At 50.3% G+C, this 20210-nt stretch carries 20 protein-coding genes and 1 tRNA gene; 2 read left to right on the forward strand and 19 right to left on the reverse strand.

The window, feature by feature from the left end; translation table 11 throughout:
• Positions 1-882: 882 nt before the first annotated feature.
• The 12 genes from ABJI30_RS00765 to dapB form a co-directional block, all read right to left on the reverse strand.
• Complete coding sequence (locus tag ABJI30_RS00765) at positions 883-1341, reverse strand: hypothetical protein (protein WP_348014989.1); 459 nt, start codon at positions 1339-1341, stop codon at positions 883-885.
• Positions 1342-1343: 2 nt separating this feature from the next.
• The gene (locus tag ABJI30_RS00770) at positions 1344-2948 is read right to left on the reverse strand and encodes an RHS repeat-associated core domain-containing protein (RefSeq protein ID WP_348014990.1); all 1605 of its coding nucleotides are present in this window, start codon (positions 2946-2948) and stop codon (positions 1344-1346) included.
• Positions 2949-5012, reverse strand: a complete 2064-nt coding sequence (locus ABJI30_RS00775; protein ID WP_348014991.1) for an AIPR family protein — start codon at positions 5010-5012, stop codon at positions 2949-2951.
• Positions 5013-5984 (reverse strand): PD-(D/E)XK motif protein, encoded by a 972-nt coding sequence (locus ABJI30_RS00780; RefSeq protein WP_348014992.1) that lies wholly within the window; start codon positions 5982-5984, stop codon positions 5013-5015.
• Complete coding sequence (locus ABJI30_RS00785) at positions 5971-8628, reverse strand: Z1 domain-containing protein (RefSeq protein ID WP_348014993.1); 2658 nt, start codon at positions 8626-8628, stop codon at positions 5971-5973. Before ABJI30_RS00785 ends, ABJI30_RS00780 begins: the two co-directional genes overlap by 14 nt.
• Positions 8625-10100, reverse strand: a complete 1476-nt coding sequence (locus ABJI30_RS00790; protein WP_348025387.1) for an ATP-binding protein — start codon at positions 10098-10100, stop codon at positions 8625-8627. Before ABJI30_RS00790 ends, ABJI30_RS00785 begins: the two co-directional genes overlap by 4 nt.
• Positions 10100-10519 (reverse strand): very short patch repair endonuclease, encoded by a 420-nt coding sequence (locus tag ABJI30_RS00795; RefSeq protein ID WP_348014995.1) that lies wholly within the window; start codon positions 10517-10519, stop codon positions 10100-10102. Before ABJI30_RS00795 ends, ABJI30_RS00790 begins: the two co-directional genes overlap by 1 nt.
• The gene (locus tag ABJI30_RS00800) at positions 10520-12097 is read right to left on the reverse strand and encodes a DNA cytosine methyltransferase (RefSeq protein ID WP_348025378.1); all 1578 of its coding nucleotides are present in this window, start codon (positions 12095-12097) and stop codon (positions 10520-10522) included.
• 493 nt (positions 12098-12590) lie between these two features.
• Positions 12591-12667 (reverse strand) — tRNA-Arg (locus tag ABJI30_RS00805).
• A gap of 122 nt (positions 12668-12789) precedes the next feature.
• Positions 12790-13197 (reverse strand): hypothetical protein, encoded by a 408-nt coding sequence (locus ABJI30_RS00810; RefSeq protein WP_348014997.1) that lies wholly within the window; start codon positions 13195-13197, stop codon positions 12790-12792.
• Positions 13198-13311: 114 nt separating this feature from the next.
• Positions 13312-13950, reverse strand: a complete 639-nt coding sequence (nth, locus tag ABJI30_RS00815) for an endonuclease III (protein WP_348014998.1) — start codon at positions 13948-13950, stop codon at positions 13312-13314.
• A 10-nt stretch (positions 13951-13960) separates the two neighbouring features.
• Positions 13961-14692, reverse strand: a complete 732-nt coding sequence (dapB, locus tag ABJI30_RS00820) for a 4-hydroxy-tetrahydrodipicolinate reductase (RefSeq protein ID WP_348014999.1) — start codon at positions 14690-14692, stop codon at positions 13961-13963.
• Between the two features lie 52 nt (positions 14693-14744).
• On the opposite strand from dapB, the gene ABJI30_RS00825 reads away from it, so the two are divergent.
• Entirely contained in the window at positions 14745-15449 is a 705-nt protein-coding gene (locus tag ABJI30_RS00825) for an NAD-dependent deacylase (protein WP_348015000.1), read from the forward strand.
• Positions 15446-15793 (forward strand): GFA family protein, encoded by a 348-nt coding sequence (locus tag ABJI30_RS00830; RefSeq protein ID WP_348015001.1) that lies wholly within the window; start codon positions 15446-15448, stop codon positions 15791-15793. The genes ABJI30_RS00825 and ABJI30_RS00830 overlap by 4 nt, the downstream gene beginning before the upstream one ends.
• 21 nt (positions 15794-15814) lie before the next feature.
• Here the strand turns inward: ABJI30_RS00830 and ABJI30_RS00835 are convergent, their stop codons facing one another.
• From ABJI30_RS00835 to ABJI30_RS00865, 7 genes are all read right to left on the reverse strand, one after another.
• Complete coding sequence (locus ABJI30_RS00835; protein WP_348015002.1) at positions 15815-16219, reverse strand: MAPEG family protein; 405 nt, start codon at positions 16217-16219, stop codon at positions 15815-15817.
• Between the two features lie 83 nt (positions 16220-16302).
• Positions 16303-17073, reverse strand: coding sequence for a HesA/MoeB/ThiF family protein (locus ABJI30_RS00840; protein ID WP_348015003.1), 771 nt, complete (start codon positions 17071-17073; stop codon positions 16303-16305).
• Entirely contained in the window at positions 17070-17483 is a 414-nt protein-coding gene (locus ABJI30_RS00845; protein ID WP_348015004.1) for a hypothetical protein, read from the reverse strand. The genes ABJI30_RS00840 and ABJI30_RS00845 overlap by 4 nt, the downstream gene beginning before the upstream one ends.
• 30 nt (positions 17484-17513) lie before the next feature.
• Positions 17514-17960 (reverse strand): dUTP diphosphatase, encoded by a 447-nt coding sequence (gene dut, locus ABJI30_RS00850; protein ID WP_348015005.1) that lies wholly within the window; start codon positions 17958-17960, stop codon positions 17514-17516.
• A gap of 7 nt (positions 17961-17967) precedes the next feature.
• On the reverse strand, positions 17968-19242 hold the full coding sequence (locus ABJI30_RS00855) for a bifunctional phosphopantothenoylcysteine decarboxylase/phosphopantothenate synthase (protein WP_348015006.1): 1275 nt from the start codon (positions 19240-19242) through the stop codon (positions 17968-17970).
• A complete protein-coding gene (locus ABJI30_RS00860; RefSeq protein ID WP_348015007.1) occupies positions 19236-19652 on the reverse strand; it encodes a hypothetical protein in 417 nt (138 codons plus the stop codon). Before ABJI30_RS00860 ends, ABJI30_RS00855 begins: the two co-directional genes overlap by 7 nt.
• A gap of 33 nt (positions 19653-19685) precedes the next feature.
• On the reverse strand, positions 19686-20198 hold the full coding sequence (locus ABJI30_RS00865) for a hypothetical protein (protein ID WP_348015008.1): 513 nt from the start codon (positions 20196-20198) through the stop codon (positions 19686-19688).
• Between the last annotated feature and the right edge of the window lie 12 nt (positions 20199-20210).

Genomic DNA, 20210 nt, shown 5'->3' on the forward strand with positions numbered 1-20210 from the left:
TGAGGGCTGGCAATAGTCAGATTAACATCCAATCTCTGCGTTTGAGCCCAAAGCGGATATTGGCCTTACATCCCAAATGGCAAAATGGAGTACTGGCTGCAAAGCGAAAACGAATTGTTATCGTCGCAAAAGGGTCTAGGGATTGCAAAAAACCAGCGAGTTGAAAAGAAAACAATCTCAGTGGGACGGCTTTGCAACCAGTTGCAAAACCTCAGTAGGGCAGGGTGCTGTGAGACGATTATCGATACACCCATATTGGGTTGATTTTGAATTTCGTTGGGGCCACTGGTTTTTGATCTTCGTTCAGAACGAATTGCCGCTTTGCTCAAATTCTCGTATTGCGAATGTAGTTAGGTTGCCGACATCAGCCTGAAACCTCGTGAAGGCTTGCTGGTCATCATGATATTCGGCGCGGATACGCCCCTCAAGTGCCTCGGTACTTATTCCGTTATCTGTCGCTACAACAGGAATTTTACTGCTTGATCGATCATATGCAAGCAAGTTAAACATAAGCAAAATTTAGTTCGCTTCTTAGCCGAGGTTCGAACCTGACCTAACCAAGTTGGGAAATGCGATGTTCAGCTACGAGTTGGCGAGTTAAGTCAAAGGTCAGCGCAGTTCAAGTTCGATTCAATCTTTGAAATCAGTGAAATCGCCTACCAATCGGATAACTCCTTTTGTGAACAAATAGACTAAAATTGATAATGGTATCATCGTCGCCAATAGCAGCGTTTTCTTGCTGGAAAGCCCTAGTCCCAAATCCAGAATCAAATCTGCCAAACACATTCCTAGAAATATTATGGCAAAACTCATGATCGCCAAAAAAACTCGATTAACTGATCCAAATACAAATTCGTAGAAGTGTTTCATGGCATCAAACGATCATTTGTTTTTCAGATCCTCACTGAACTTCCACATTTCGTTACAGAGCCAAACCGGCTTGCCAAGCGGTTCCACCAATTCAATTTGGGAAATCATCACGTCGTGTCCAAAAGTCTGGGAGCTAGTGTTTCCTATAACCCCTTCTAGATTGACTTTGAAATACTGCCCCCCCAGATAGGATCTATCGTTTTGCTCTCGAAGAGTGTTTCGAAAGTTAAACTGAATATCTCGATCGTCGAAGACAGCGTTTAGTTTGTGGTTGTTACAACTGGTTCCATAGACGGAAAAAGGACCATCAGGGTTAAAATAAATTATTGCGAAACCTTTGACTTTTGTTCCCGGTTCCAAGACATAGTTTCCCCAACAAGGTTCAAGTTGCACATGCTTTTGTTTCTGTTGCTGCTCAGAACAACCGAACATTAAGATAAATATTGAAAATATTAGGACATTTTTCCACATTTTTATCTCCTCATTGTCCCAAGAACCCCGCGACAAAAAGCTTCGGTATTTCCCTTCGAGTTTCCGCAGGACCTGATTGCTCCAGCTTCGACACGCCCCTCAAGTGCCTCGGTACTTATTCCCGCTTCCCAACTACTGGGTGAACTCACTCCGAGACCTCTTAGTGTAAGTGCTTCAACTCGATAGCCACTTATTTCTGCTTTTAAACGAGGAGCTGTACCACGTTTGATCGGCCCCCACCAAATGTGATCTGCTTCATGTGCCAACGCTGAAGCTCCTTTAGCTAGAACAGCATCGCCATATCCTATGCCATTCATCTTTTCCACGCTACGGGAATTTGAAGCAAGTTCGGCCCAATCTATTGTGATTGTGCCTCTATTTAATCCTTCTTGTTTTGCACTCATTGTCGCACCCGACAATTCACCGGATTGGATGGCAACTCCTTTTTGCCCAGGTTTGCCCAACATACGTACCGCATTGCGTAATTGTTTACGCTGGATTTTCGACAAGTCCTTAGAGTTGGCAGCTTTTGCGATCAGTCTAACCATGCCGGAAACCGCAGCGCATTCATCTTTCGATCCTTTGCAAGTATAAAGGCCTTTGGGATCTAGGAAATTCATCGGATCATTCCCCACATAAGCATAGAGATTAAACTGATCATCATAGCCAATCGGATCAGTCTGCAGGAACCTTCCCAGATAGGGCGAATAAGCCCGCGCCTTGTAGTGATAGATGCCCAGTTCCGGGATGATGATCTGGCCGGTATACTGGAACCGCCCGAGGTTGGTGTCATTGGGAATACCATATGCATCATAGGCATTGACCTGGAGCGCATTGCCGCTGCTGTCGGTGATCGCAGAAATGCTGCCCTGCCAGTTGGCGAACAAATGGCGGCGGGTGGTGCTGTTTACCGCGCTGCCATCATACCAGACCAGCGGCTGGTCTACGCCATTGCCATGAACATAGCGCGCGGTGACCGTGCCGGATGTGTTATATTCAGCGACCAGCGCATCACCATCGTACAGGAACGTCGAAATGCCTCCGCCGCTGCCATTATTGACCTCATAAAGCCTCCCCAACGGGTCGTAGATCAGTTGCGCGGTCTTCGTCCCGCTCGCGCCCGTGAGGCGGTTTTCAACGTCATAGGTGAACGTAACAGAACCATCGGTGATGAGATTTCCATTGGCATCGTGCAGGAACGCTGCAGAGCCTGCTTCGACATATTGGTTCAATCCATTGGCTTCATAGTCTTTCGAGACGTTGAAGTGAGCGGTATTGGCATATTGGTTGTTGCTGGTGGTGCGGGTCTTGATCTGGCTGGCAGGGGAATAGGTGAAGCCAAATATGTTGTCGTCGGCAGTGCCCGAAATATTGATATTTGAGCTCGTCAGCCGCCCGACATTGTCAAAACCCAGTGTCTGCGCCGTACCGGATATGCGCCAGTTATAATAAAATTCGCCTTTTGACGTGTAAAACCGTGAGCTGATTCCGGTTGAGCCCTGCTCGCGAGTAACCTTTTGTCTGTTCAGTCCGTCATAGCTGTCTGTAAAAAACTTGCCATCAGTCGCCCTTAATTCCGCAAATACACCAAATTGCATCACCGCCATTTAGGCTAGAATCCCTTCCAATTCAGCTTTTTGCAGTACTTGTAGCAGAACTACACACTGCTTCTCTGACGGAATTTTTTTGGGAATCTGTTCTGCGATACTGAGCACACTGAGTTCTTTCGGTTGGAAGAGGTTCTTTTGCTCACCCAGTTTCTTCACTTCCGACCATTTTTCGGCCGGAAGCTCGAAGACTCTTTTCTGTGCATTTATTCCGTTATCGATCTTTTGCGTCTTTTTGGCTGACTTGACTTGAGCAGTCAAAACTTCCTCGGAAATGAGGCTCGACCAAAAGGCTTGATCAAGGCCAGTCTGGAACTCTTGGATACCGTGGAGCAGCCTTAGCCAACAGCCCTCCTTTTTACACCATTCAGAGATGTTCGAAATTCCCAGCGGGGGATTGGCGATATCGTCATTGACGAATTTCGCAGCGAGTGTAAGCGCATCTTTCAGAGCATCTGGCAAAGTTTGAGTGTCCCAAATTGATGTGTAGTCCAAGCTCATTTTTGTACGCTGACAACATTCGTTGATCACTGCAATTGCATATGCGACGATATTTGCCCGATAACCACCATTGTACCAGGACTGTGCCGATACGAGCTTCTCTACTAGGCGGAAAACAATGCCTCTGGCAATAACCCGCTTGTAATAATACTCGTTGATCTTATCCGGAGATTTAGACCATTCCTTACCGAGCCGAGCAGCGTAGCGGGCAAAATTCTTTTGCGCCCCAAGGTTCACCCATCTTGGGTGTTCATCCCACACGTTCTCAAACTTGGCGAGGTCTGTCTTCGTAAACATCTGTGGCTTCGGATACTCTGCTTGGAAGCGTCTCTTTTCTCCTTGGGTTAGCTTCGATTGCGCATCGGCATATTGGCCTCGAGCACGTTCATAGAACCACTTCGTTTCTCGCTGTGCACCCTGCTTTGCGGGTGCCCACAATCTCCGCGAGAATTCCTCAATTCGAATGTGGAAAGGATGATTTGAAAAGAAGTCGGCGGCATTCACACGATTCTGAGTATTAGCGTACTCCGAAATTTTTGGGACAACCGCTTCGCCAGCTTCACTGGGAATCACGGATAACTTCATTTGAACAAAGACGCCCTCAAGAGAGGCCTTGTCCTTCCGTTGAGTATGGAAGAGTGACGCCGTGGTCTGACCACCATTTACAATCTGTAAGTCGACCAGCCGGGTGATCTCAAGCCCACTATCGCCGTTCTCTGTTTCTACAGTCAGCGCTGTCGCAGTTATACCATTGTTGTAAGCGAAGAACATATCCGGCTCATTGAGAATTGTTGCCCGAATACCTTTGTTTACTTTACCACGCGCTTGGAGAAAGGACCGAACATTCTGCTCAAGAAGCCGCGAGCCGTAGCGCCCATAGAGTGATGCGAGCATTTCACCGGGAATAACTATCAAATAGGATTGATACGAAGCTGAACCTACGTGAGCGGGAAGACATGGTAACCCTGCACCGAAGGATTCCACGAAATTGATGTCTAGTGCTTCTTTATGCCCTTTTGAGCTTCGTTGCCGTTGGAGTCGAGAAACGTCCCAGACATGATAGGACGCCGCAATGCCGTCAATCTCTTTATTTTCAATTGCTTGTAGTCGGTCACTGAGGACACGTTCAGAGAGAATGTAGAAATTTACCTTATTGGTAGTAGCTTTCCTATCAGCGATATCTCTTGAAAGTCCATATTCTGGAGACGTTTCTTCCAAATCCCTGTACAACTGTTTTTTGCAACTAGCTTCGAAGAAGTTCAGCAATCTCTTAAAAAGAGCATTGACTTCAGTCTGAGTAAGTGATGCGAGTTCAAGTCGACTTTCAAAATCGGCAATGAACAAGTCCAATCCACCTTCATCGTTAAACCAGTATCCATCTACACGGACACCACGTGGTGTTCGATAGTGACAGAACTCGAAGCCATCAATGAATCCTGTTTCCATAAGCTCTTCGGCGAAAGCTTCCATAAATTCGGTAAGCTGAAAAGCACTGTTCGCTTCAGCTCCTGCCATCAGTTCCTGTCTGAAATCGTGAAAGAACTCCTGTGTGGTTTGCTCCAACTATGCCTCCCCTATTTCATCGGGGTCACATTCAAATGCTTTAATATTCTCCAATTGAAGTTCGTAACTCAAACGGACAATTCCTTCAGGCAACCCAGATCGCACGAGACGAGGAAACTGGCCATTGACGCGATATGCGCATCGATTCATCACCACAAACTGTGGCTTGTCATACTCAGCCATCTCGACATACCCGTAAGCGGCAAGCCGCTGAAAAAAGCTCTCCAATGCTTCAGCGTTATTAAGCTCAGCTTCTATTTCTCGGACTAGGCCATTCAAAGAAAGCGCATGGTCAGAATTTGGTAGATCACTCAGCCGATAAATCAGAAGGTAAAGATTGTCGCACAATGCTTCGAGCTGATCTTCAGACGAAATCCTTACCGTGCTTCGCTCCTTACCGGATATAACTTTGATCTCGACAGCGGTGTTATGGAAGATAAAGTCTTGGTGTGCACCTTCTGGACCGCCCCAGGCAGAAATCGCTGAATTCTGATCGAGGTGAGTCTGATAAAGAGATCTCAAAAAGAGTAGTTCGCCAAACAGCCCACGGATCTCTTCCGGGCTCAATAGTCGACTCTTTTTACCGGCTAGAAAGGTCTTCCAGCGCTTGAGATGAGCAAGTGCCACGGCCAGACCCGTCGAAGAATCTTGAACAATCTTGAGACTCGATATCATTGTTTCACAAAGACCCTGAAACAAGTCACTATCGACTTGCTTTTCCAAAGTCAGAACCAGGCCTTGTTCCGCGCCGGAGCCGAACGTTCTAAGATCCACATCGATACCGTGAACTGACGTTCCGTCAGTCTTGAACTGGGCGGTGTGATCGCCATCGAGTTCTACCACAAAAAGGCAATGTCCGGCGGAATCCCTACCCCAGTAAAGTGGTACGATCCCGGCATCGGCAACTCGCCGCACATTGTAGTCAGACGCGGGTACTCCAATAATCTGCCACGGGTTTTCAGTATTGGTCAAAATCGTCCTCCTCATCTGGATTATCGACTTCACTTCCCAGCATTTGTTCAAGCCAAACCGAATTCGCTACTACGTTGACAGATTTATCGTAGTCCCCGCCTGGGAAACTGATCCCAAATGCGGGAACTCGTTCTTGAGTCTCATCCTTACCAATAAGTTTCATGAGATGGAGCATGAGCAGTGGCTTGTTTCTGATCTCACGGTAATGTGTATCGGACGGGGCCTTTGCTCCCTGGTCTGCAGCAATAGCGATTGCATTGTCACGCTGTGGGTCTTTGAGCCCTAACTTCTCATCTCCTCGGCTTGCCACGCGATAACCGGCTGTAAGCCATCCGTTATCCTGTCTTCGGCTCTTACGTTCTTGAAATCCGAGACGGAATTTTTCCGCGTCTTCGCCATTTTCGCTAATGGAAATCAACAGAACATCCCCAATCGGATGGTCCCCCGAAATCTCATGAAGATAGTCCAATGCTGCACTTTTTTGGACCGCATAACCCGGGTGCGCCTGAAACTTGGTCAGAAACTCTTCGATGGTTTCAAAAAGCACATCTTCAACAAACCAACCCTTGCCTGAGTTTTGGATAACCTTTCCGCCAAAACCATTTTCCCAATACTGGGCAATCAGCTTTTCATTCTGGATGTTGACCTCGCAGTCTGAAGGCAATCGATAACTTTCCAGCTGTTTCAAACTGAAGTTCTGTTTCATGGTTATCATCTCACCACTTCGCATCTTATTGGCAGCGGTTATCAGAAGACTATCCGGGTGTGCCTTAACATAAAGACCAAACTGTTTTGGACTCAGCCCGTCGCGTCTCATTCGCTTGATCTGCTGACGCAATTCTTCAGACGCTTCAGCAATATGGGCATACCAGTCAATAGAATCAGGAGACAGGTGAACTTTACAAACGTCTTCGTATCCGGGACGGTATCCGAACCAGCGGCCCATCTGCATTAGCGTGTCATACATGCGAGTATTCCGATACATGTAACTCACGCAGAGACCTTCAATCGTCAGACCACGGGACAGACTCAGTCCACCGACTGCAATTGCCGTCAGGCCGTCGCCGCTCTTTTCATATTTCTTGTAGTCTAAGGCCTCGTCGGACTTACTATTCACAACGAATAAACGAAGGTTATCGAATACACTGAAGAGAGCGGATTTCACCTCTTGCCATTCGAATCCGCAATCTCCAAAATCATCAGCGAAACTCAGCTTTAGCGCTTGCATGTAAGTATTCTTTTCGGATATTTTCTCGGGCATAGCGTAATTGGCTTTAACGGCCTCACGCAGCTTCTTTTCATAGATACTAATAAAGTCCCGAACCAGTTTCTGAACATCGACAAAACGCGAGACGTTTACCATCATAGAGCAATGTTTGTTCGATTGCCCCCGCAGATTACGGATGGCTCTTGCGACGATGAACTGATTGATGGCACGGTAAAGGCTGGGTGGAAGTTCAAATACATCGTGATCCTTCTTATGAGAGAAGGGAAGATAATCTTCACAATCGACTATTGGTTCAACAATCTCTGTACTACGTGCCTCTTCCAGAAATACGACGTCAGGACCAACGTAGGTGTTTGGGGCATCGAGGCTGTAGATGAAATCACGAGGGAATAGTTCATCATACACTTCTTCATCATATGCCTCTGGATTGATGAAGATGTTTGCAAACGGTGTTGCGGTGTATCCAACGTAGCACGACTTCGCAAAAAGCCCTAAAATTCCGCGGATCATAGAGTTAGTGCGTGTTGGATCGATTTCCGGCTTATTTGTATTGATGGAAGCGTTGTCGGCTTCGTCATCAATCATCAACACGGGGACATCTGAGATTTTCCCGTCGCCCTGTGCATTCATTTCCTTCAACCACTTATGCAGTGCAGCCAAAGTATGCACGTTCTTCTTGATGACAATTACAATGGGTTTCGTGAAATCATTTATTTGCCAACCGCTCTGATTTGCAGTGTTTTTGTTAAAGTCATCGTTTATCGTCGTCAAAGTGACGGGGCGCGAGTAATCCCCAGTTAGACCAACTCCAACTTTGATACGGTTATCCGGGTCGCTTGATAGGCCAATAAACCCTTCGTCAATACGTTCTTGGGTTTGCTTCCTGAGATTGTTGTGAATCCCGGCGATAACAATGATGAACTTGTACCCAGCATCAGCTGCCCTTGCAATCACGCCCATATAGTTGGCTGTCTTACCAGACTGGACATGGCCAATAACGAGGCCACGACGATCCCAAGAGCCCTCACTCTTGGGGTCCTGCAAATGTCCCAGGATCTTGGCAGCAACATCACTCAGCGAGTTTACGACATTGGGGTGCCACCCTTCGGACTTCAGGTATTTCTCGTAAGCGTCCGCATATGTCCACTCCTCGATGTCGTCCCGCTTGAAAACCCATTCATCGTCATGCTGTGCCTCAACATCAACCAACGATGTCCCAGCTCCCATTCGGGTATCAATTGCGATCATGGCTTCGTTGACTATCGGATTGAGGTCTCCCTTGTATCCACTCAGATTTGCCAGACTTTCTGCAAATTCTTTGATCTCCTCCTTTGTTGGAGTTCCCCCTCTGACAGCGAGGCTCGAAATAAGCGAAGCAGCGAAATCCTTCTGTTCTTGGAATGGGTTCAACGTCATTCAAGCTCCCTTGCTATAAAGTTTTCAACAACGTCCTTGTTTTCGTGGAACATTCTTGTTGATTTTACTACATCTCTAAAGTCATCGGAGTTAAAAATACTTTCTGCAAACATTATTTTCTTTAGTATAGAAAGTCTCTCCAAAATATCTTCCACCTTTAATTGAGACTGATCTATGTCTTTAGGATTGGTAGAGAAGTCTGAGTAAATCATCTCCACGGGTAGTGATGATGCAACTGCATCGATCAGAGTTTCAACTGCCTTTCGTCCATCTGTGTCGAGACTGGCGGATAAAGAGAGAATCAGGGGGTGTTCCGAGTTTAGTGAGTATCTGATTGTACCTTTTTCTGCGTACCGTTCCCAAAGCGGTGCGCTGGTCTCTTCAAAGAGCCGCTTTCCTCGTCCTCTATGAACGGTGGTACTGCGCCCAGTGATACGCGTAATTATTTGCCTTAGTCGCTCACGAACCGGATGGGGCGGGCGCGCACGCGACTTCTTTATGTCGATGGTCCACCTCTCATCTAGGCTATTCGGGAAATCGATCTGTACCCGTGCGAGCTTGGTCGCCTCACCCTTTGGCACGAGCCGGAACCAGTCTCCCCATGCCATAAGACGTCCATTCCGGTAAACGTAAGCTCCTTGGTTTGAAAGAAAGTCACTCCGGTTTTGGTAATAGTCATACTCTTTGGCGGTCAGCTTACTGTGATGAGGCAGAATGTAAGGCTGCAGTCGAACTTCGGTACGATCAATTCTGACAATTTCTTCTGGCAAAACCTGTGTCGCTGGATTCCTTCGGCAGAAAGGATCAAACGGCTCCACATTGTGGCCATTGACAGCTATCGATATTTTCTTCCATCCTCTGACATCTCCCGACAGATATCTGTGGAAAACTAAAGCAAGATGCTTTTCCAAAATGTCAAGCTTTTCATTGACGATCTCAGCACGTTTGCCTCCCGTTTCATCTTCGAAAAGGCGGTCGAGGTTCCGCCACAGGACTAAGGTTCCATCCCCGACAATTTGATCCACAAATGGTAATTCTGAGATTTCGTCTTCTTCGAGAATTGAGATCAGCCAGTCATCTTCTTGGTCCACAAGATCGAGATTCCACTCGGCAGCAACAAATTTTCCTTTCTTGGAGCTAACAAGTGTCATCTGTCGACATTGGGAGAAAGAAGCTGTCTTCAATCCCAGTCCAAACCGTCCTAGATCGTCAGCTGAACGCTCCTGCCTGGGATTAACAGAACCATGACGCATCGCGATCAGTATTTCTTCGCTGTCCATGCCTCGACCGTCATCAATGATTGCGAGTGTCGGTTGTCTCGATGCCGTATCACAAAAAACCTGTATGAACTCAGACTTCGCAGAGATGCTGTTGTCAATTAGGTCTGCTACAGCCGTCTCCAACGAATATCCGAGATCACGCATTGAGGCAGATAGGGTCGCGGCACTTGGAGGCAACCGATGCTGTCGCATCACGTTGTCTCCCTAATTTGACGCTTCACGCGCTCGACAATGGCTAAGGCATTATTCTTCAATTCGCACTCCCAGACCGTCAGGACACACCAGCCTAAGTTAGTTAACTGCGCGGTCTTTTCTTTATCGCGAGTGATTGTTGCCTTGAACTTTTCGTTCCAGAAATCGAGCCTGGTCTTTGGGGTCGCCGCAAAACGACAACCTTTGTGTCGGTGCCAAAAACACCCGTTCACAAAAATAACCGTTCTGTACTTCGGCAAGACAATGTCAGGACGTCCAGGAAGATTTGGATGGTGGAGCCGAAAACGGAAACCTTCAGCATGTAACAAGGAACGCAACTGAAGTTCGGGTTTTGTATCCTTTCCTCGGATAAGAGCCATATTCCGGCTTCTTTGTGCTGGTGTCATCACATCTGCCACCTAAGAATCCTCCATTTGATCGAGAACGTCAGCGACTATCGCGCCAATTTGCTTTGCAAGATATGGTGGTACGGCGTTCCCAACTTGGTGATACTGCTGAGTTCGAGGCCCCTCGAAATGGTAATTGTCAGGAAAAGTCTGAAGTCGGGCTGCTTCTCGCACGGTGAGGCTCCGACATTGCCTTGGATCATAATGAATGAAATAGTGACCGTCTTTCGAGATGTGAGACGTCACTGTTGTCGAAACACGACTCGCCACCTGTACCCTGAAACGATCTGAAAACATCTTACCTGCTTTGCCTGCTTCAACGTTTCGGTGATTTGGTAAAAGCTCGTTTGGAAAGTTTGCAAGTTTTGGCGATACCTTTGTGCCTTGAGCGTGGAGAGAGGAAAAAAAGTATCTCAGAAGATCAGAACGCATATGCGAGCGCGCTTCATGGCCTGTTATAGCGTTTAGACTTTCATCAGAAAACCAGTCAGACATAGTTTGAGGTTTTGTAACTAGATCGGATGAACGGGTAGCAGGCATCATGTTCGAGCCAGCGGCCATACGAATGTCCTCTCCTCGATCATCAAACGCGTTTCGAAACCATTTTTGTTTCACGACACCAGAAATGACTTCCGACCATGCCTCAAAACTGTCGGGCTCCTTCGAAATACCACTCCTGATCATTGGCAAATCACCAATTACATCTTCCACGGTTGGTGACGCCTGCTTTTGCAGAATTGCGGGCTCAACATTTAGATCAGAACGAACGCCCAAAATGAACATGCGATGGCGAGCTTGAGGGACACCATACTCTTCCGCTCGAACAATGAATGCACCCTTCGAGGCACCTTCGGTAAGCTCACCTTGTTCTGTAAGTGAATACAGTCGGTACCTTAGGCCATTTTCGGAAGTACTTGTGGCAGCCTTAGGATTTGCAAGATCGTTTAGAATCTTGTCAATGACCGGCTCACCATTAATCTTAGCTGACAAGAGACCCTTGACATTTTCCATTACAAAAACCGGTGGCCTGTGATCTGTGATGATTTTCAAATATTCTCTGTAAAGAAAGTGCTTTTCGTCATTTTCAAAATCCGGGTCATTCGCACGCCGTGAGCGACCAACAAGAGAATAAGCTTGGCAAGGGGGGCCGCCGACAAGAGCCCATTTTTTGTTACCTTGCAACTTCTTGGTAACGAGCGACTTAACGAGGTGATGATTTTCCTCGCCTAAAGAAATTTTGAGGGCAGATTCTCCAGCTGAGTGCCACTGCATCGGAAACTTAGCACTCAACTCATCACGTTCGATCTCACCGGCAAGATATGCATAGTATTCTGCAGGAATCTTACGCCGGTCGAACTCACGTACAAAATGGCGCAAATGGAGTGTCTTATGCGCAAATTTATCACGTTCAATTGCGGCGAGCGATTTGAATGCTGGTGCTTCACTGTTTCCAACACACGCGAACCCTTCTCCAAGCCCGCCGGGGCCAGCAAAAAGATCAATGACCGGATAGCATGGTGTGTTCATTCGTAAGCGAAAAACTTTCTGGGTGCAGCAGTCAATCCATGTTTCATAAGTGGCAAGAAACAATTTATAGTGCTTACGTGCAAGGATAAGGGAACATACAGAAAATTCTAGAATAATTTCATCAATTCCCGATTATTCAATAAATTGACTTGTGCAACCTCAATGAAAAAACCGATTACTGTCGTGAGTTAAGTGTTTTTAGTTTTTTAGATGTGCCGCCAAGGGGCCTGATCTTTACGGCATGCGACCAATGTTCGAAATTGGAGCGCATTCTTGAGGGCAAAAAAATTTTCCAAAAGCATCAACTTTCGAGGATGGGGCACTCTAGAAATTCCGTAAGACCACTTGCTTGCGTGTACTCCCGATTGAGAGATAGATAAATTGATAGCGGGGGCGTTGGTCAGGCACCCCCCCCCCCTGTGTTTCGACCAGCTTCGTGATTTACTGGATAGAGCGTCTAATCCAACGACTCAAGTGTAGGGGGCCTAACAGGGGGGGGCTAGGTCAATCTTCATGATAAATATTATATATATTCCAAGGGCATAATGGATTGTAATGGCGCACCCGAGAGGATTCGAACCTCTGGCCTCTGCCTTCGGAGGGCAGCGCTCTATCCAGCTGAGCTACGGGTGCCTTTGACAATGCGTAATCATCAATTGACGCTGGTCAGGCGACAGCGCTTAGCAGCGGATATCGTGCTTTGCCAGACTATTCTTGATCTGTCGTCTGCACCCGAATCAGCAGCGTAAACCGGTTCAGCTTTCGTCAGCGGTTTTTTTGGTTTTTTCTATTTTCTGAAATGTCCCGAGGCCGCAAGCATTGCGTTCCTGGATACCGCCGCCGGTTTGATCCAGCACGCGGATGATATCAACACTGCACAACTGGTTGGTCGACGTGCGGTAGGAAAAGGCTTCCTCAAACGCCAAGCCACTGCATCTGTTTGGCAGTGTGTTGCGGTAAATATCTCCGCCACGCATCTTGAAATCGATAATGCTGTCACTGATGACATTGGTGGAGCGGATTTGTGATCGAGAGATGCACCGTTCGGGTTCGCCAACGGTCTTGATGACATATTTGTCGTCTTTGGATGACTTCTGACCGGCATAGGCGACGCCGCCAGCCGCCAAGACCGAACCGATTAACAGGGAAGCAAATATACGCATGGAAATTCTCCTTGGCCTCAACATTACGACTCCATCAGCTTGTCCGATACCAGAACCGCGCTGTCGGCAGGATGAATGAAAATAACGTCAGTTTCGGCTTGTTGATCGCGCCCATCAGGGTGCGGGTGTCTTCTTTTTGAAGCGGCACAGGTCGGCGACCGGGCAGCGCCAGCATTCCGGTTTACGCGCCTTGCAGATGTAGCGCCCATGCAGGATCAGCCAGTGATGGGCGCCCACCCGAAACGGCGAAGGGGTCTGCTTCTCCAGCTTCTTTTCTACCGCCAGCACCGTTTTCCCCGGTGCCAGTCCGGTCCGATTGCCCACCCGGAAGATATGGGTGTCCACCGCAAATGTCTCTGCGCCAAATGCGCAGTTCATCACGACATTGGCGGTTTTTCTCCCCACACCGGGTAGCTTGACCAGCTCATCCCGATCTGCCGGAACCTCTCCGCCAAAATCCGCGATCAGCATCTCCGACAGCGCAATGACATTCTTCGCCTTGGTGTTGAACAGACCGATTGTTTTGATGTGCTCTTTGAGGCCATCCAGCCCGAGATCAACCATCTGCTCCGGCTTTGTGACCTTGGCAAATAGCGCCTTGGTTGCCTTGTTGACGCCAATGTCGGTCGATTGTGCAGACAGGGCGACCGCGACCACCAGCTGATAGGTATTGCCGAAATTCAGCTCCGTTTCAGGATCCGGATTGTCCGCCGCGAGGCGCGAGTAGAATTCAAAGATATCGTCTTTTTTCATGGGGTATCGATTATTTCAGACCGAGCAGGCCATCCATCCCGTACCGCCCGGCGCTCTGCCCGGCCAACCACTCGGCTGCCTTCACCGCGCCTCTGGCAAAGATCATCCGGTTCTCCGCCCGGTGGCTGAGTTCAATGCGTTCTTCATCGGTTGCCAGAATCACGCTGTGATCGCCCGCGACCGAGCCTCCTCTCAGCGCGGCAAATCCTATCGCGCCTTTGGCCCTTGCGCCTGTGATACCATCACGTCCGCTTTCGCTGTTGGTGGCGAGATCAATGCCGCGGCCCCTTGCTGCGGCTTCGCCCAGCAGCTTTGCCGTTCCTGACGGCGCATCCACCTTGTGGCGGTGGTGCATTTCGACAATTTCGATATCCCAGTCGTCGCCCAGCTTGCTCGCAGCCTGTTCAACCAGTGCGGCGAGCATATTGACGCCAAGCGAGGTATTGCCGGTTTGCAGGATCGCGATGGATTGGGCCGCTGCGTCAATGGCGGCATGATGCGTGTCTTCCAGTCCGGTGGTCCCCACGACCAGGGGCTTGCCCGCCGCGACGCTGGCATCGAGTGTGGTTTGCAGTGCAGCGGGCGAGGAGAAATCGACCAGCACTTGGCTGGCGTTCACCAGCGCTGCAATATCATCACCCTGATCTGCTCCGCCAGCATGTGTGTGTCCGGCGCTCGCTATTGCCGTGACCAGCGCTTCGCCCATGCGACCTTTGCTGCCGATAATTCCGATAGATGTCATAATGTTGTTTCCACGACTTGCATTATTGGGCCGAAGCTGCTGGCATAGCGTTATGCGCGAAATAAACAATATTGTCATCCTGACCGGTGCAGGAATTAGCGCTGAAAGCGGAGTGGCGACTTTTCGCGGGCCGGATGGTTTGTGGGAAGGGCACCGGGTGGAAGACGTGGCGACGCCGGAAGCTTTCGCGCGCGATCCGGATCTTGTCCAGAAATTCTATGACGAACGCAGGGAGAAACTGGCAGGTGTGGCTCCCAATGCAGCGCACAGGGCGCTGGCGAAACTCGACCGGCTATGGTCCGGTGAATTGCTGCTGGTCACCCAGAATGTCGACGACCTCCATGATCGCGCGGGATCCGAGCGCCTCGTCCACATGCACGGCGAATTGCGCAGCGCATGGTGTTCGCGGTGCGGAGAACGGTCGAAGTTCGAGGGCAAGCTGGCCTTTGATCCGGCCTGCCCGCGATGTGACGAGTTTGGCGGACTGCGTCCGGACATCGTCTGGTTTGGCGAGATGCCTTATCATATGGACAAGATCGAGGCAGCACTGGCGCGCTGTGATCTGTTTGTGTCGATCGGAACGTCCGGAGCCGTCTATCCGGCGGCAGGCTTTGTCCGCACCGCAGGCCATTATGGCGCCCGGACACTGGAAATGAATCTGGACCCGTCTGAGGGAAGCATCTATTTCAATGAAAGCCAAATGGGCAAGGCCGGCGAACTGGTGCCCGCCTGGGTGGAAGGATTGTTGAAGACATGAGTGAACTGACCGGCTCTTGCCATTGCGGTGCTGTGCAGATTACCGTCCCGGGAGAGCCCTTTCAAATTCTGCAGTGCAATTGTTCGCTCTGCCGGAAAACGGGATGGATTGGCGGCTTCTGGCACCCCGATTCGGTTCAGGTTGATGCGAAACCAGAAGCTCTGAGGGACTATGTGCAGGGAGACAAGACGATAACCGTATGGCATTGTGCGAAATGTGGATCGACAACCCACTGGACACCGCTGACGGCTCCGCCCGACCGGATGGGAGTGAACATGCGGATGTTTGAACCCGATGACTGGCAGCATCTGCCGATACGAAAAGTGGACGGTGCCAGTCTTTAGACTGCCCCTGCCAGTCTCCGTTCAGATATGATTTGTGACGAACAGATAGAGGATCCAGACTGCCATTCCGGCCAGGGACATTACCGTGCCTACCACGCCGATCTGCCGAAATCGCAACGTTTTACCTTCGTAATGCTGGTACATGCCAAAGACATGAACCACGCGCGCGACGAGAAACAGACCTGCAAGAGCTGTGAGACCCCAGTGATTGGCATTGGCCAGTTCCAATATGGCGAGCATGATCAGGGCGATTGGTGCGTTTTCCGCGAGGTTTGAATGACAGCCACGCACCATTTTCATTTTGGTATCGTCGCTGCTTCCAAAGTCAGTCTCGGTGCGCAGTCTCTCGCCTACAACCTTGAACATCAGAAATATCAGCATCAATGCACAAATGGCAGCGGCTAGTCCGGTTACTGGCAATGTCATTATAAATCTCCCCCTGCTGTGGCGACATCATTGCCCAGAACTACAGGAAAGGCAATTGGGACGACAGTCGTTTGGAGCGGCGGTCAGGTCCCGCAACTGCTACAGGCCGGGTCTTTTGGCAAGTTGAGGCTGCGCATCGAAGGCTTGAGTCCATCGAACAGTTGCAGCTTCCCGGCAGTATCGTCGCCAAATCCCGCAATCACGCGTATGGCTTCCATCGCTGCGAAGCTGCCCATCAGGCCAACCATCGCACCGAGTACGCCGACCTCGGAGCAATTGTCGCAATCATCGGGATCAAGCGCATCTCCGACAAAGCATCGATAGCAGGGCTTGTCCGCTTCCCAGCCGCGGAACGTACCCAGCTGGCCCTGAAACTGGCCGATGGCCGCCGAGACCAACGGGATCTGGTGACGGACCGAAATGTCCGACACCAGCAAGCGTGTCTGATAGTTGTCCGAACCATCAATGATAACATCAACACCATCCAGAAATGCTGCGCCATGGTCAGATAAATGCTGCGCGGTAAGTCTCTGGTTTATCTTGTTAACCACAATATCCGGGTTGATTTTCCGCGCGACATTTGCAGCAACTTCGACTTTTGCCTGACCGACATCGTCACCGGTAAACAGAATCTGCCGCTGCAGGTTGGACAGGGAAATAACATCATCGTCGACAATGGTCAGCGTGCCGGTTCCCGCAGCAGAAAGATATTGTATGGCGGGGCAGCCGATGCCGCCCGCACCAATGATCAGGACATGTGCGTCGAGCAGCTTTTTCTGCCCGGCTCCGCCAATATCCCTGAGAACGATGTGACGCGCATATTTGTCGAGCTGCGCATCGGTCAGTTCTGTCATTCAGGCCATCTGAAAGTCATCGACTGACGATACCATTTGCCGCTTCCGGGCCGTAACACGACATCATTGCCGCCGGCATATTCCTGCAGGTGATTGATGACGTAATTTTCCAGTGCCCGGCAGCCCGTGTCGACCGGGATGATTTTGGTGATCCGGCCGTCCGAAGATACCTGCATCGCGAAATCTACACGCGCGTGAACCCAGCCAACTTCTGCGTACATATCACAATTGGCTTTTTTTACGGCCCGTTCGGCACTGCGCTCATGACGATTCCGGAAGGGAATGGGTTTGCGAAACTCGCCAATTTCCAGTGAATAAAAGTCTTTCGACAATTGTTCGATCACAGGATCTTTCTGTGTCTCGGTTGCAGATGCGGCAAGAGCCGCTGTCGCCAGTATCAATTCAAACATCAGACATCTCCACTTTATGTATGGACGATACTATATGCCGGTAGATCCGAATCCGCCAGCCCCTCGTTTTGTGTCGTCGAGTTCCGATACTTCGACCAGATTTCCCCGCTGGACAGGCGCAACTACAATCTGCGCAATCCGGTCGCCGCGTGCGATCACAAACTCCTCAGAGCCGAGATTCGCAAGGATCACCTTGATTTCGCCGCGATAGTCGCTGTCGATCGTACCGGGAGAATTCAGTACCGATATCCCCTTTTTCAGCGCCAGACCGGATCTGGGTCGAACCTGGACCTCAAAGCCTTCGGGAATGGCAAAGGCAAATCCGGTTCCGACCAGACCGCGGTCGCCTGCAGCGATGGTTGTCGCTTCGGCTGCGCGGACATCCATGCCCGCAGAACCGCCGGTTTCGTAGGAGGGAAGAGGCAGGTCACCGGCATGCGCCAGGCGCTTGACGGCAATGTCAATCGGTTCAAACATAGTGATTTCAAATATCCCCGTTCATTGTGTCGCTGATTTTCTCGACCAGCCGCCTGCCAACTTCAGCTTTGGGCAGGCGTTCCCATATCTCGGCACTGTTCGCCGTGATGATGTGGACACTGTTTTCTGCACCGCCCATGACATCGCCGGAGACATCATTGGCAATAATCCAGTCGCACCCTTTTCTGGCCAGCTTGGCTTGCGCGTGCTCGACAATATTTTCCGTTTCGGCCGCAAAACCCACCAATAATTCCGGTCGGTTTTCGTGTGTGCTCAGTCCCGCCAATATGTCGGGATTTTCCAGCAGTTTCAGCGGTGCGGGAGAGGCTCCCTTTTTCTTGATCTTCTGATCCGCATTTTCCGCCGCCCGCCAGTCCGCCACAGCCGCAACCATGATCCCGACATCCGCCGGCAATGCGGCGTGAACCGCGGCTTCCATCTCAAGCGCGGTCTCGACATCGACCCGCATCACACCCGCGGGTGTTGGCAGATGAACGGGGCCAGCCACCAGAGTAACCTTCGCGCCTGCTGCGGCTGCTGCGGCTGCAATGGCAAAGCCCTGCCGACCGGAGGAGCGATTGGCAATGTACCGGACCGGATCAATCGGTTCGCGAGTGGGGCCAGCTGTGACCAGGACATGCCTGCCATGCAGAGGTCGGTGCTGGTCCGGTGCAAAAGCAGGTTGTCCGTCAAGCGGATTGGGTCCGAGTTCGGACATGTCGCTGGCTGAAGCGGGCACTGCTTCACCCAATTGCCCGGATATCCCGGCCATGATCGCGGCAGGTTCGGGCAGGCGACCGGGGCCATATTCCCCGCAAGCCATATCCCCTTCGTCCGGCGCCATCACGATGATGCCATCTTCACGCAGCTGTGCAATGTTGCGCTGAGTTGCGGCATGCTCCCACATGCGTACGTTCATTGCCGGAACCGCCATGACCGGCGTATCTGTTGCCAGCAGCAGCGTGGTTGCCAGATCATCCGCAACCCCGCCCGCCATTTTCGCCAGCAGATTGGCGGTTGCGGGACAGACGACGACCAGATCGGCCTCGCGGGACAATTGGATATGTCCCATCTCGGCTTCGTCTTTCAAAGACCAGAGCGTCGTGTGCACTTCATTTTCCGACAAGGCTGCCAATGTCATCGGCGTCACAAACTGTGCGCCGGATTCGGTCAGCACACAGCGCACGGTCATGCCCGCTTTCCTGATCAACCGGATGAGCTCGCTGGCCTTATAGGCCGCAATACCGCCGCCGATGATCAGAAGGATATGTTTTTTCACCAAGATTCGCCATACCTTCGCTCGAGATTAAACCAGACCATACGGAATGTGACAGCACCGACAATACCCGAAATCATTCCGCCACCTATATATTTAATCTGATTGAGATCGAAACCGTCAACAAACGCTGAGATAGCCAGCGGCAAAATGGATCCAACCAAAGCACCTGAAACCAACCACAAAACGAATCCACGGTGTTTATCGCCATTGGAGTTCTCGGTCATCAGCCAATCCCCAAAAATTGTAAACAAGCCAGTCAGATCGACAAAGACCAGAGCGAGGAGAATTATGCCAAACAAAGAAGCCAGATCTGACCAGTCGATCAAACCCAAAAGGGAAAAGGCGGTAAGGTTTGCCGCCAAAGAACAAGAAGTTCCAGCAATCCAGTTGGTCGCATGGCGCGACAGTATCATCTTGAGCTGACTTTCTCAGGCTTTCCGTTACGCTCAGTTCGCTCGCTGGAACAAAGTGCGGTTAAATTCCCGCCAGCCGGTTTCCTGTAAAATCCAGTCGGTGACTTCAATGCCGCCATCTTTGGTGAGTTCGTACCGAGAGCGGCCCTGTTTTCCGCCTGCTTCGCCCCAGATCGTGATGAGCGCATATTCGGTATAGCGGGTGACCATTGGGTGTAAATCTCCACCTGTGTCCGCCCAGAATCCGTCGGTACCGCCTTTGCGGTAATAGCCATGGCCCAGAAAGGTTTGCGTTTTGTCATCGCGTTCCATGTCGATCCGGTATTCGACGCGATAAAATCTCCCTGCAAGGTCTTCTGTCCAGGTCATTTTTGATTTGGAGGGCAATCCAAAGGACGTTCCGGTTGCTTCCCAATTGCCCGCAAATTCTTTCATGAGATCGGATTGTTGCGCAGTCGGCGATGGTTTGTCCTGTGCGTTGGCCGGCAAACCGATGGCCGGCAATACCAACATCAGAAAAGCCGTAAGCAAGGTAAGATTGCGCATGTCTGTGCCTCC

The organism is Parasphingorhabdus sp., from assembly GCF_039968395.1.
Classification (GTDB): Bacteria; Pseudomonadota; Alphaproteobacteria; order Sphingomonadales; family Sphingomonadaceae; genus Parasphingorhabdus.